Genomic DNA, 12,531 nt, shown 5'->3' with positions numbered 1-12,531 from the left:
CCCGACCGGTCGCCGATGATCTCCGACCGTCCGCGACCGGCTGGTCGCGCGCCGTTGCCACGCCGCGATCCGCGGGTTACCGTCTCGTCGTCCACGTCACGGACCGATCACGATGGTCGGCGCCCACCCCCGAACGGCGCCACCCCCGCGGAGTCCCCACTCCGACGACCACCGGCGAGCGGCCCGTGGCGCCCTGAACACCAGAAGGGCAGGTCTTGGCGCGCCACCGCTCCCCCAGCGGCGCCATCCGACCGGAGCTCCGGCCCGGCACGCTCCCCCGTGTGCCGGTCACCGCGGGCGGTCACCGGCTCCCGGCGCCACCGCCGACGATCTCGCGCACCCGGGTCACGGTCGCCGCCGCAGCGGGCGGCGCTCTGGTCGCCGCCGGCCAGACCGTCGCGGGCACCCTCGGCATCCCCGCACTGGCGGGCGCACCCTCGGTGGAGGAGTCCTACGAGCGGATCGCCGCCTCGGCGATGCTCCCGGTGACCGCCGAGCCCGCCGACACCGCCGCCCCCGCGATCACCTCGGCGATCGGCGGTGAGCAGCTGGCCGCTCCCTCGTCGCTGCCCGACCTCGCGCAGGCCGCCGCGGTCGACGTGGAGAACCTCACCAAGGCGGCCCGGCTCGGCGAGCAGGCCGCCCAGGTCGAGCGCGCGCTGTCCACCGCGATGTCGCAGGGTGCGCCCAAGGCGGTCGTGTACGACGGCGATCCGTTCGTGATGCCGACCTCGGGCCGGTTCACCTCCGGTTTCGGCGCCCGCTGGGGTGTCCAGCACTACGGTGTCGACCTGGCCGCCCCGATCGGTACGCCGATCTTCGCGCTCACCGACGGCGTCGTCGAGGAGTCCGGCCCGGCCAGCGGGTTCGGACTGTGGGTCGTGCTCCGGCACTACGACGGGACCGCCACCGTCTACGGGCACATCAACCGCTCGATGGTGGAGATCGGCCAGCAGGTCCGGGCGGGCGAGGAGATCGCCGAGGTCGGCAACCGTGGCCAGTCCACCGGACCGCACCTGCACCTGGAGGTGTGGGAAGCGGACGGCACCAAGACCGACCCGCTGCCCTGGCTCGCCGAGCGCGGGATCGACATCAGCGGTGCCACCCGCAGCCGGGACGCCTGAGCTCGGCGCCCACTCCGTCGCAGGCCCCGGCTTCTCATCGCCGCGCCGGACCCGACAGGATGTCGGGGGTGGGGGACGACTACCGGATCGGTGACGCCGAACGGCGGGCGGTCGACGACCGCCTGCAACGTGCACACGGTGAGGGACGCCTGACGCTCCAGGAGTACGAGGAGCGGTCGGCCCGGGCGTGGGCGGCGCGGCTGCACTCCGAACTCAGCGGCCTGACCGAGGACCTCCCAGCGGATCGGGCGCCCGCCCGGGGCGCAGGCGCGGAACCCACCACGTCGCGCGCCCGCGAGATCGGCCTGGAATGGGCGCGTGCAGCAGGCGGAACGCTCACCACGATCGCGCTGGTCGCTGCCGCGCTGTGGGGCGGCTCACACCTGTTGGGCGGAGAGGACGGCACCGTCGTCTTCGGCAGCCGCACGGTCGGCGTCGCCGAGGACCGCGACCGGGTCGAGATGGGGGTGCTGTTCGGCTCGGTCCGGGTCGTCGTGCCCGACGACGCGCAGGTCACGGTGGGCGGCTGGAAGGTGTTCGGCTCGGTGGACTGCGAGTCGGCGTGCGCGAACACCGGCGGGCAGACCGTCCAGGTCGACGTGACCGGCGCGTTCGGCAGCACCGAGGTCCTCACCCGTAGCGAGGCCGCAGCCGATCCGGACGACGACGACTGATCCGGCGGCTACAGCTTCTGCATCGGCACGCCGCCGATCAACATCAGTCGGACCGTGCCGCCGCTGCCGAAGTCGATCGTCACGGTCGCCCGCGGGCCCGACCCGTCGGAGGCGACCACCGTGCCCAGGCCGTACTTGTCGTGATTGACCCGGTCGCCGACGTCGAGCTGCAAGGACTGGTTGTTCAGGCTGCGCTCGGGCACCTTCCAGTCGCCGCGGTCGGAGCCGGAGCGGCGACCGAACCCGAACCGGCCCACCGGGGCGGCGGGTCGCTCCGACACCAGCTGCTCCTCGGTGCGCCGCCAGTCGACGAGCTCCGGCGGGATCTCGTCCAGGAACCGGGAGGCGGGATTGGTGCTCGGCTGCCCGAACGCCGACCGGACGATCGCCCGCGAGAGGTAGAGCCGTTGCTCGGCCCGGGTGATGCCGACGTAGGCGAGCCGGCGCTCCTCGGCGAGCTCCTTCGGGTCGCCGAGGGTGCGCAGGTGCGGGAAGATCCCGTCCTCCCAGCCGGTCAGGAACACGACCGGGAACTCCAGCCCCTTCGCGGTGTGCAGGGTCATCAGGGTGACCAGGCCGGAGTCGTCGTCCGGGATGGAGTCGGCGTCGGCGACCAGCGCGACCCGCTCCAGGAACCCCGCGAGGGAACCCGGCCGGGGGAGGCCGGTCTCGTCCCCGTCGTCCGGGCCGTCCGGGACGTCACCCGCCTCGGCCAGGTCGGCGACGGCGGCGTCGCCGGCGAACTCACGGGCCACCGTGACCAGCTCGGCGAGGTTGTCCATCCGGGTGCCGTCCTGCGGGTCCTCGGAGGCCTGCAGCTCGTCGGTGTACCCGGTGCGCCCGTAGACGGCCTCCAGGATCTCGGCGGTGCCGTCACCGCGCTCGACCAGCTCACCCAGCTCGTCGAGCATCCGGACGAACCCGGCGATGCTGCGCTGCGACCGGGTGGCCAGCGCCGGCAACCGCCCCGGCTCCTCGGCCGCGATGCGCAGGGCACGGGCGAACGAGGTGCGCTCCCGCTCGGCGAACTCCGCCACGACCGCCTCGGCCCGGTCACCGATACCGCGCTTGGGCACGTTGAGGATGCGGCGCAGACTGACCGTGTCCTCCGGGTTGGACAGCACCCGCAGGTAGGCCAGCGCGTCCCGGATCTCGCGGCGCTCGTAGAAGCGCACGCCGCCGACGACCCGGTAGGGCAGCCCGACCCGCAGGAAGACGTCCTCGAAGACCCGGGACTGGTTGTTGGTCCGGTAGAACACGGCGATGTCGGAGTTGCGGTACGCGCCGGAGTCGACCAGCCGGTCGATCTCCCTGGCCACGAACGACGCCTCGTCGTGCTCGTTGTCGGCGACGTAGCCGACCAGCTTCTCACCGTCGCCCGCGTCGGACCACAACCGCTTGTCACGACGATCGGGGTTCCGGGCGATGACCCGGTTGGCTGCGGTGAGGATGGTCTGGGTGGAGCGGTAGTTCTGCTCCAGCAGGATGGTGCGCGCGTCCGGGAAGTCCTGCTCGAACTCGACGATGTTGCGGATGTTCGCGCCGCGGAAGGCGTAGATCGACTGGTCCGAGTCGCCGACCACGCACAGCTCGGCGGGGGACGCGTTCGCCGTCGCGGGCAGCACCAGCTGGCGGACCAGCTCGTACTGCGCGTGGTTGGTGTCCTGGTACTCGTCGACCAGCACGTGCCGGAACCGGCGCCGGTAGTACTCCGCGACGGCGGGCATCCGGTCCAGCAGCGAGACCGTCTCCATGATCAGGTCGTCGAAGTCGAACGCGTTCGCCTGGCGGAGCCGGGCCTGGTAGACGCCGTAGACCTCGGCGATCCGGCGCTCGTGGTCGTTCGCCGCGCGCTCGGCCGCATCGTCCGGCGAGAGCAGCTCGTTCTTCAGGTTCGAGATCTGCGCGGCCAGGGCGCGGGGGGCGAACTTCTTCGGGTCGAGCTCCAGGTCCCGGCCGACGATCCCGACCAGGCGGCGGGTGTCGTCGGCGTCGTAGACCGAGAAGGCGCTGCGCACCCCCAGGTGCTTGGCCTCCCGGCGCAGGATCCGCACGCACATCGAGTGGAACGTCGACACCCACATCGGGCCGGAGCGGCGCCCGACCAGCGCGTCGACCCGCTCCTTCATCTCGGCCGCGGCCTTGTTGGTGAAGGTGATCGACATGATCTCGCCGGGGTGCACGCCGCGCTCGGCGAGCAGCCAGCCGATCCGGTGGGTGAGGACCCGGGTCTTGCCCGAACCCGCACCGGCGACGATGAGCAGCGGCGAGCCCGCGTGGGTCACCGCCTCCCGCTGCCGGTCGTTGAGACCCTCCAGCAGCTGAGCGCCACGCGAGGTCTTCGGCTCGGCGGGGGACCCGCCCTGGCTCGTTCCGGGGAGTTCGAACAGCGCACTCATCGTGTCGAACACGGTACGCCGGGGGCCCGACAACCCCGAACCCGCGGCCGGAGTGCCCGCCGGTGGTCTACACTCCCGCCCGTGCACGGCGAGTACGGCGGTGGGCGATTTCGCCACGGGTCCCGGACCCGGGTACCCGCTGCGTCCCCTGTGCCCGCCGGCTGAGCACAGAGCCACCAGCACCGCCCCGGAGTCCGCGGACCCGGGGCGTTCACGCGTCCTCGGTCCCGGGCCCGACCACCGAACCGACCGAGACGAGGAGCCCATGCCCGCCGTCGACCCCAACCCGCACGGGTCCCGCACCGACTCCGCGCCGACCGAGTCCGGGCGCCCGGACTCCACGCGCACCGGCTCCGGGCCGACCCACACCGGGCCCACCGACACCGCGCCCACCGACACCGGGCCCACCCACACCGGGCCCACCGACTTCGTGCCCACCGCGGCCGACGACGAGATCGACGCGCTGCGCGCCGAGATCGACCGCCTCGACGCCGAGATCCTGGACGCGATCCTGCGACGCACCGAGGTCTCGAAGCGGATCGGGGCCGCCCGGATGGCGGCGGGCGGGCCGCGGATCGTGTACAGCCGCGAGATGGCAGTGCTCGACCGGTTCGACGCGCTCGGTGCCGAGGGCCGGGAACTCGCGATGATGCTGCTGCGCCTCGGGCGCGGACGGCTCGGCGGGCGCTGAACGCTCCCCGGCGCCCGTCGGGCGTCCCGCCCCCGGCGTGTCGACGGGCCAGATCACAACCGCTCGCAGATTCACCCGGCGTACCCGCTCCGTGACCGATTCCGAACGCGCCGGGTGACCGACCTGGGACTTCCGACCCTAGCCCGTCACACACAGGTTGCCTGCGACCTCAACGAGCAGGACGAGCGGTTGGATACGCCCGATGAACGGGAATCACCCTAACGAGCTACCTGCGACGAACGGAGGGTCACCACTTGGGACACGGCCTCTCTTCCGGTACATCTTCCCTGGTCGACAAGACCGAAGGAGGACGTGCGGCCGTGACCGACACCCCCGCCGGTGCTCCGCTCCCCAGCGCCCCTGGCGCCACCGGGCACCGTGAGGTAGTGAGCGTCGCCGAACTGCTGGCCAGGCACAGCGCAGGTGCGCGCGAACACCGCCACGAGGCAGGCCCGCTGACCGGTCCCGTGCTCTCCGTGGGCGACCTGCTGCGCCGGGAGGGCCGGTCCCCGGCCGCCGGTGCGCTCGCCGACGTCCCCGCCACCGGTGCACCCGGCGGCTGGCCCGACATCGACCTGCCGCAGCCGCTCCCGGCGTCCGCGGCGGCCCAGGAGTGGGCCGAGCGCCCCGCGGCCGGGCGCAGGCGCGCTGGCGCCGTCGCCGGTGCCCTGATCGCCGCCGGCTCGGTGCTCGGCGCCGCGATCTACAACGGCGCCGCGTCGCACCCGTCGGACGCGCAGGCCGCCGCGGACGGGTTGTTCCCCGGGGTCGGGCTCCCGTCGAGCGCGCAGACCGAGGCGTTGCCCGGCCAGTACCTTCCCGCGAACGTGGCGTTGCAGTCGCCGCTGGAGAACCTCCCGTCGACGGCGCCCGGTGCGACCGACTGGATGGAGGTCGCGTTCCCCCAGCAGGCCGGTGTGTCCACCGCCGCGGGCACGGTGCGCCAGGTCTCCACCGGCTCCGGCCCGAGCGCCGCCGCGGCGGTGCCCGTGCAGCGCACCCCCGAACCGGCCGGCCGGGGCGCCGGGCTGTTGCCGGGGGTCCTGTCGCCGGCGTCGCCCTCCACGAGCACCGCTGACCCGGGGACCGGCTCCACCGCCACCGGTTCGCCGATCGGCGCGGTTCCGCTCGTCGCGGCGCTCAACAACCCGTCTCGGCCGCCCGCGACGAACCTGATCGAGCCGCTCACCGCGCCCGGTCCGGGCCAGGGCGGCACCAGCACCGGCCCGGTGCAGGACGTCACCGAGGTCGCCCGCCCGGTCGGATCGACGGTGGGCGGCGTGGTCGCCCCGGTCGCGCAGGCCGCGGCACCGGTCGGCGAGACCCTCGGGAGCACCCTGAGCCCGGTCACCGCTGCCGTCACCCCGGTGACCGAGGCGGTCCAGCCGGTGACGAGGCCGCTCACCGACACCCTGGAGCCGGTCACCACCCCGGTCCTGGGCGCGCTCTCCCCGATCACCGAGCCGGTGCTGAGCGCCACCGAGCCGCTCACCGGGCCGGTGCTCGAGGCCGCCGCCCCGGTGACCAGCCTGCTGGACACCTCCGCGAAGCAGGGTTCCGGCGACGGCTCCGACCGCTCCCGTGGAGCACGTGACGGCTCCGACGGGGGCTCGGCCCGCGCGGGTTCGGGCAGCGAGGCCACTCAGCCGCTGCAGGCCGTCACGAAGCCGGTCGGTGCGACCCTGGGCGCGGTCACCGAGCCGGTCGGCAGTGTGCTCTCCGGAGTCACCGAACCGGTCGGTGGCGCGCTCGGCGGTGTGACCGAGGGCGTCGGCTCGCTGCTCGGCGGCTGAGCACGACCCGTACCCCGAACGGCCCCGGACCAGCTGGTCCGGGGCCGTCGGTGTCACGACGGCCCGCTCACACCAGCCTGCGGTCGGTCGCCCAACGCGACAGCTCGTGCCGGTTCGACGTCTGGGTCTTGCGCAGCACGCTGGACACGTGCGTCTCGACCGTCTTCACCGAGATGAAGAGCTCACCGGCGATCTCCTTGTACGCATATCCCCTGGCCAGCAGCCGTAGCACGTCCCGCTCCCGCCTGGTGAGCTGATCCACCTCCGGATCGACCGGCGGCGCGGCGCCGGGGCGGTCGGAGAAGGCGTCCAGCACGAAACCGGCGAGCCGCGGTGAGAAGACCGCGTCCCCGGCCCGCACCCGGCGCACCGCGTCCGACAGGTCGTGGCCGGAGATGGTCTTGGTGACGTAACCGCGGGCACCGGCCCGGATCACGCTGATGACGTCCTCGGCCGCGTCGGACACCGACAGCGCCAGGAACACCGACTCGGTACCCGCCGCCCGGGCCCGGCGCAGGATCTCCGCTCCACCACCACCCGGCATGTGCACGTCGAGCAGCACGACGTCCGGGGTCAGGTGCCCGATACCGGCGACCGCCTCGTCCACCGAGCCCGCCTCGCCGACCACCTCGACCACCGGCGCCCGGCCGTCGCCGCGCTCCAGCTCGGCGCGCACCCCGGACCGGAACAGGGCGTGGTCGTCGACCAGGTAGACCCGGACCGGACCGCCGTCGTCGCTCATGCCGTCTCCCTCTCCCCCAGCGGCATCGACAGCCGCACCTCCGTACCCTCACCCGCACCGGTACGGATCCGGACCGTACCGCCGTGCCGTCGCATCCGTTCGTGCACCGAGTCGGCGAGGCCGTGCCGGTCACCGTCCACCGCGTCCGGGTCGAAGCCGCGCCCGCGGTCCCGGACGAACACCTCCGCGGTCCCCGGCTGGTCGTCCTCGCCCGGCTCCACCTCGACGTAGACGTCGACCTCCGAGCAGCCCGAGTGCTTCGCCGCGTTCACCATCGCCTCGCGGGCCGCGAGCACCAGCGCTCGCAGGTCGCCGTTCAGCTCGGCGTCGCCGACCAGGACCGGCCCGACCGTCACGGCGTAGGTGTCCTCGACCTCGCCCGCTGCGCGGGCGATCGCCGCGGACAGCGTCGTGTCGATCGCCGCCGCACTGCCGTCTCCACCCCGGGCCCGGCCGCCCGGCCCGTACAGCCAGGCCCGCAGCTCCCGCTCCTGGCCGCGGGCCAGCCGCTGCACCTCACGGGAGTCACCGGCCTGCCGCTGGATCAGGGCGAGCGTCTGCAGGACCGAGTCGTGCAGGTGCGCTGCGATCTCCACCCGCTCCGCCTCGACCGCCCGGGCACGACGTTCCTCGCCCAGGTCACGGACCAGCCGCACCCACCAGGGCACGGTCAGCACCGCGACACCCAGCAGCGTGGCGACCGCGGCCAGGATCCCGAACCGGACCTGACCGAGATCGAGGTTCCCGACCAGGAACACCGCCAGACCGGTCAGCACCAGGCTCGCCCCGAGCAGCGTGCGCAGCAGTGCGGCCCGCCCGCCGACGACCCGGGTGCGGGCGTCGCGGGCCCACCGCCTGCGCTGTGCCTCGTCGGCCTCCCGCCAGACGACGGCGGCACCCACCGTCGCGAGCCCGAGCGGTCCGGCGATCCAGCCGAGCACCGACGACCCGGAGGTCGCTGCGACCAGCGACAGCCCGAGACCGAGGGTGAGCAACCCGGCCGCCTGCAGCCGTTCGGAGCGGGTCACCGTGCGCTCGACCGGGTCGTCCTCCTGCCGGACGAACACCCAGAGCAGGCCGTAGGCCAGCACCCCGGCCCAGCCCAGGAAGGTCAGGACCACGAACGCCGCCCGCACCCATCGCACGTCGACGCCCACGTGGTCGGCCACCCCGCCCGCGACGCCGCCGAGCAGCCGCCCGGTGCGCCGCCGGGTGAGCGGGACCGCGGACCGGGCGGTCGGCCCCGGGGCGGCACCACTCGGACCGGTTCCGGACGCGGCCGCGCCGGTCGGGGCCGCGCCGATCGGGCCGGGGCCATCCGGACCGGTCCCGGGCGGAGCCGCTGCGGTCGACGCAGTGTCCGTGAACGCAGTGCCGGTCGACGCAGTGCCGGTCGACGCAGTGCCGGTCGACGCAGTGCCGGTCGACGCAGTGCCACCGGTGGGGGTGGCCGTGTCCGCCGGGGCGGTCCGGAGCCCGGCCGGCTCCGAGGGCTGCTCCGGGGACGGCTCCGGTTGCCTCCCGGTCGCCGCGTCCGGTGCGCGCGCGACCGTCGCGGGCGGGCTCCCGGTGCGCGGGTTCGGGCTGTTCACCCGTCCATCGTCACATGCCCGGGGCGCCCCGCCCTCCGGTCCGGTTCCGGGGTCGCCTCGGGGTTGTCCCGGAGACACCGGGGTCCCCCGAACGGGCAGAGTGACGGTCATGACCGGATCGGGGGCCCCGGGGACGGGGTTGCAGGGCACCGACACCCTGCGAGACATGTGGGAGTCACGGCCGCTCCGGCCGCGCGACGACCGGAAACTGGCCGGGGTCGCCGCGGCGCTGGCCCGCCGCTACGAGCTCGATCCGACGCTGGTACGGGTCGGTTTCGTCGTCGCGGCGATCACCGGACCGGGGTTGCCGCTCTACCTCGCCGGGTGCGCGGTGCTCCCGGACGCGGGGCGGCCGGGGGGTCCGCCACCGCAACGCGGATCGACATCGGCGCTGGCCGCGGTACTGCTGGGGCTCGCGGCGCTGCTGGCGATCCCGCTGGTGATGCCGGTGGACCGGTTGATCGCCACGATCGTCACGGTGGGTCTGCTGGTCGCGGTGCACGTGACCCGCGGGGCGCGCCCCGGCGGCCGTGCCGCCGCGCTCACCCCGACGCCACCGGTGCCCTGGGTGGGCCCGGCGGGCGCAACGACCGTGCAGCTCGCCGGGCACGCTCCCGACCGGTCCGCCGTCCCGGGCGGGCCCGCCGGACCGGTGCGCACGCCACCGGCGTGGGACCCGCTCGGCGTCGCGCCGTTCGCCTGGGACCTGCCCGAGCCCGGCCCCGAGCCCGCTCCGCCACCGCGGCCGCGTTCCAAGCTGACCCCGGTGACCCTCGCGGTCGCGCTGGTCGCCGCGGGCATGGTCGGTGTCGTCGTGCTGGCCGCACCCGGTGCGCTGCCGCCGTCCGCCGTACCCGGGGCCGCGCTGGCCGTCGTCGGCATCGGGCTGCTGGTGGGCGCGTTCCGCAGGGCCGGGCGCTGGCTCGTGCCGTTCGCGGTGCTGCTCGCGATCGCCACCTGGCTGGCGACCCTGCTGAACGGTGCACTCGGCCCGGACGGCTGGGCGGTCCGCGGCGGGATGGGGCCGATCGTGGACGCCCCGGTGACCGCCGCCCAGCTCGCACCGGAGTACCGGCGCGGCACCGGCAGCATCGACCTGGACCTGACCGGGCTCGATCTCACCGCCGCACCCGGCGCCGAGGACCCGGTGCGGACCCGGGCCGAGGTGGGGGCCGGAGCGGTGACGGTCCGCGTCCCCGACGACGCCGATCTCGTCGTCCGCGGTTCCGCGGGCTGGGGCGATGTGACGATCGACGGGCAGTCCCGGACCGGGCAGGACGCCCGGCTCGAGGTCATCGATCCCGGGCCGGACGGCCCCGGCGGGCGGGTACTGGAGCTCGACCTGCGGGCCGAGATGGGAGCGGTGGAGGTGCAGCGTGGCTGACCGGAGCGGTACCTGCCAGGACGGCCGCAGGCGGACCCGGCCCGACGCGGTCGCCCTGGTCGCGGGCCTGCTGTCGCTGCTGGTCGCGGCCGCCGGGCTCACCGGGACCGGCCCGTGGGAGGTCGTGGACGTCCGCTGGCTGCTCGCCGGGACCGCCGTCGTCGCCGGGATCGCGTTCCTGGTCGCGAGTGTGCGTAACTCCCGGGGCGCCACGGACGACTAAGGGGAGACGACGGGTGTCGGCGGGCTGGGGAGCGCCGCCGACGTCCGTTCCGCCCGCGAGGTCGCGGCTCCGACGGGGGTCGAGCGCCGCTGGACCCGGGCGGGCCGGGGCGGGGCCGGGTGACCGGCCCCGCCCCGCATCACGTCACTCCCACTCGATGGTGCCCGGGGGCTTGCTCGTCACATCGAGCACCACCCGGTTCACCTCGGGCACCTCGTTGGTGATCCGGGTGGAGATCCGCTCCAGCACCTCGTAGGGCAGCCGGGTCCAGTCCGCGGTCATCGCGTCCTCCGAGCTGACCGGGCGGAGCACGATCGGGTGCCCGTAGGTGCGGCCGTCGCCCTGCACCCCGACGCTGCGGACGTCGGCGAGCAGCACCACCGGGCACTGCCAGATCTCGTGGTCCAGGCCGGCCGCGGTGAGCTCGTCGCGGACGATCGCGTCGGCGGCGCGCAGGACCTCCAAGCGGTCCCGGGTGACCTCGCCGAGGATCCGGATGCCCAGGCCCGGCCCGGGGAACGGCTGGCGCCCCACGATCACCTCGGGCAGGCCCAGTTCGGCGCCGACCGAGCGGACCTCGTCCTTGAACAGCGCGCGCAGCGGCTCGACCAGGGAGAACTCGATGTCGTCGGGCAGGCCGCCGACGTTGTGGTGGCTCTTGATCACCGCCGTCCCGTCGCCCCCGCCCGACTCCACGACGTCGGGGTAGAGCGTGCCCTGGACCAGGAAGTCGACCTTCTCCTGCGCCAGCACCTCGGCCGTGGCGGTCTCGAAGACCCGGATGAACTCCCGGCCGATGATCTTGCGCTTCTCCTCCGGGTCGGTGACCCCGGCCAGCGCGGACAGGAACCGGTCGGCGGCCTCCGCGATGTGCAGCTTCGCCCCGGTCGCGGCGACGAAGTCGGACTCGACCTGTTCGCGCTCGCCGGACCGCATCAATCCGTGGTCGACGAACACACAGGTCAGCCGGTCGCCGATGGCCCGCTGGACGAGCGCGGCGGCGACCGCGGAGTCGACCCCGCCGGAGAGCCCGCAGATGGCGCGGCCGTCACCGATCCGCTCCCGGATCGCCTCGACGGTCTCGTCGATGATCGAGGCCGTCGTCCAGGTCGGGGTGATGCCCGCGACGTCGTGCAGGAACCGGCGCAGCACCTGCTGCCCGTGCGGCGAGTGGCCGACCTCCGGGTGGTACTGGACACCGGCCAGCCTGCGCCCGGTGTCCTCGAACGCGGCGACGGCGACCCGGTCCGAGGACGCGGTCACGGTGAAACCCGCAGGCGCGGCGGTCACCGAGTCACCGTGGCTCATCCAGACCGGGTGCCGGGCCGGCAGGCCCTCGTGCAGCACACCGGCCGTGCCGGACAGTGTGATCTCGGTGCGGCCGTACTCACGGGTGCCGTCGTGCGCGACCTCGCCACCGAGCGCGCGGGCCATCGCCTGGAAGCCGTAGCACATGCCGAACACCGGGATGCCGGTGTCGAACAGCGCCGGATCGAGCGTGGGGGCACCCTCGGCGTACACGCTCGCCGGGCCGCCGGAGAGGATCACCGCGGCCGGCTCGCGGGCCACGATCTCGGAGACCGGCGTGGACGCCGGGACGATCTCGGAGTACACGTCGGCCTCCCGCACCCGGCGGGCGATGAGCTGCGCGTACTGGGCGCCGTAGTCCACGACGAGGACGGTCGGGGTCTGCACCCGACCAGGGTAACGACGCGACACGGGCCACCCGGCGGCCGTACCGTCCGGTCCCGTGACGATCACGCCGGAGCAGTTGCTCGCAGGCCCCCGCGGGCGCCTGCTCTGCGCGGAGCACACGCGGCGCTGCGCCGCCGACGCGGGCCCCGCGGGGCTCGCGTACATCCGGGCGGCGTCCGACGCCTCGTTCCACCTGAGCCGGGAGGCCGGGTTC

9 protein-coding genes and 1 pseudogene are annotated in these 12,531 nt (G+C 74.5%); 6 read left to right on the top strand and 4 right to left on the bottom strand.

What is annotated here, in order from left to right; all coding sequences use genetic code 11:
• Positions 1 to 281: 281 nt before the first annotated feature.
• The gene (locus AB0J24_RS03440; protein ID WP_358674761.1) at positions 282 to 1,124 is read left to right on the top strand and encodes a M23 family metallopeptidase; all 843 of its coding nucleotides are present in this window, start codon (positions 282 to 284) and stop codon (positions 1,122 to 1,124) included.
• Between the two features lie 68 nt (positions 1,125 to 1,192).
• The gene (locus AB0J24_RS03435; protein WP_358674758.1) at positions 1,193 to 1,798 is read left to right on the top strand and encodes a DUF1707 domain-containing protein; all 606 of its coding nucleotides are present in this window, start codon (positions 1,193 to 1,195) and stop codon (positions 1,796 to 1,798) included.
• A gap of 8 nt (positions 1,799 to 1,806) precedes the next feature.
• Here the strand turns inward: AB0J24_RS03435 and pcrA are convergent, their stop codons facing one another.
• Positions 1,807 to 4,197: a DNA helicase PcrA gene (gene pcrA / locus AB0J24_RS03430; protein WP_358674755.1), complete on the bottom strand. Its 2,391-nt coding sequence runs from the start codon at positions 4,195 to 4,197 to the stop codon at positions 1,807 to 1,809.
• Between the two features lie 391 nt (positions 4,198 to 4,588).
• Between pcrA and AB0J24_RS03425 the strand changes: the two are divergent.
• Both AB0J24_RS03425 and AB0J24_RS03420 read left to right on the top strand, forming a co-directional pair.
• A pseudogene (locus AB0J24_RS03425) lies at positions 4,589 to 4,888 on the top strand (chorismate mutase); the annotation flags it as partial.
• Between the two features lie 386 nt (positions 4,889 to 5,274).
• Positions 5,275 to 6,681 carry a hypothetical protein gene (locus AB0J24_RS03420; RefSeq protein WP_358674752.1) on the top strand — a complete coding sequence of 469 codons (1,407 nt, stop codon included), beginning with the start codon at positions 5,275 to 5,277 and terminating at the stop codon, positions 6,679 to 6,681.
• 67 nt (positions 6,682 to 6,748) lie between these two features.
• On the opposite strand, the gene AB0J24_RS03415 is transcribed toward AB0J24_RS03420, so the two are convergent.
• Positions 6,749 to 7,423, bottom strand: coding sequence for a response regulator transcription factor (locus tag AB0J24_RS03415; protein ID WP_358674748.1), 675 nt, complete (start codon positions 7,421 to 7,423; stop codon positions 6,749 to 6,751).
• Positions 7,420 to 8,727, bottom strand: a complete 1,308-nt coding sequence (locus AB0J24_RS03410; RefSeq protein WP_358675409.1) for a PspC domain-containing protein — start codon at positions 8,725 to 8,727, stop codon at positions 7,420 to 7,422. The genes AB0J24_RS03415 and AB0J24_RS03410 overlap by 4 nt, the downstream gene beginning before the upstream one ends.
• Before the next feature lie 397 nt (positions 8,728 to 9,124).
• On the opposite strand from AB0J24_RS03410, the gene AB0J24_RS03405 reads away from it, so the two are divergent.
• The gene (locus AB0J24_RS03405; RefSeq protein WP_358674745.1) at positions 9,125 to 10,399 is read left to right on the top strand and encodes a PspC domain-containing protein; all 1,275 of its coding nucleotides are present in this window, start codon (positions 9,125 to 9,127) and stop codon (positions 10,397 to 10,399) included.
• Positions 10,392 to 10,622 carry a hypothetical protein gene (locus AB0J24_RS03400; protein WP_358674743.1) on the top strand — a complete coding sequence of 77 codons (231 nt, stop codon included), beginning with the start codon at positions 10,392 to 10,394 and terminating at the stop codon, positions 10,620 to 10,622. The genes AB0J24_RS03405 and AB0J24_RS03400 overlap by 8 nt, the downstream gene beginning before the upstream one ends.
• Positions 10,623 to 10,766: 144 nt before the next feature.
• Here AB0J24_RS03400 and guaA read toward each other — a convergent pair whose 3' ends face one another.
• On the bottom strand, positions 10,767 to 12,317 hold the full coding sequence (gene guaA, locus AB0J24_RS03395) for a glutamine-hydrolyzing GMP synthase (protein WP_358674740.1): 1,551 nt from the start codon (positions 12,315 to 12,317) through the stop codon (positions 10,767 to 10,769).
• Positions 12,318 to 12,531: the final 214 nt, after the last annotated feature.

This window comes from Pseudonocardia sp. NPDC049635 (assembly GCF_040659795.1).
GTDB lineage: Bacteria > Actinomycetota > Actinomycetes > Mycobacteriales > Pseudonocardiaceae > Pseudonocardia.
The sequence above is the reverse complement of the archived record's forward strand: the minus strand, read 5'-3'. Positions and strand labels throughout refer to the sequence as shown.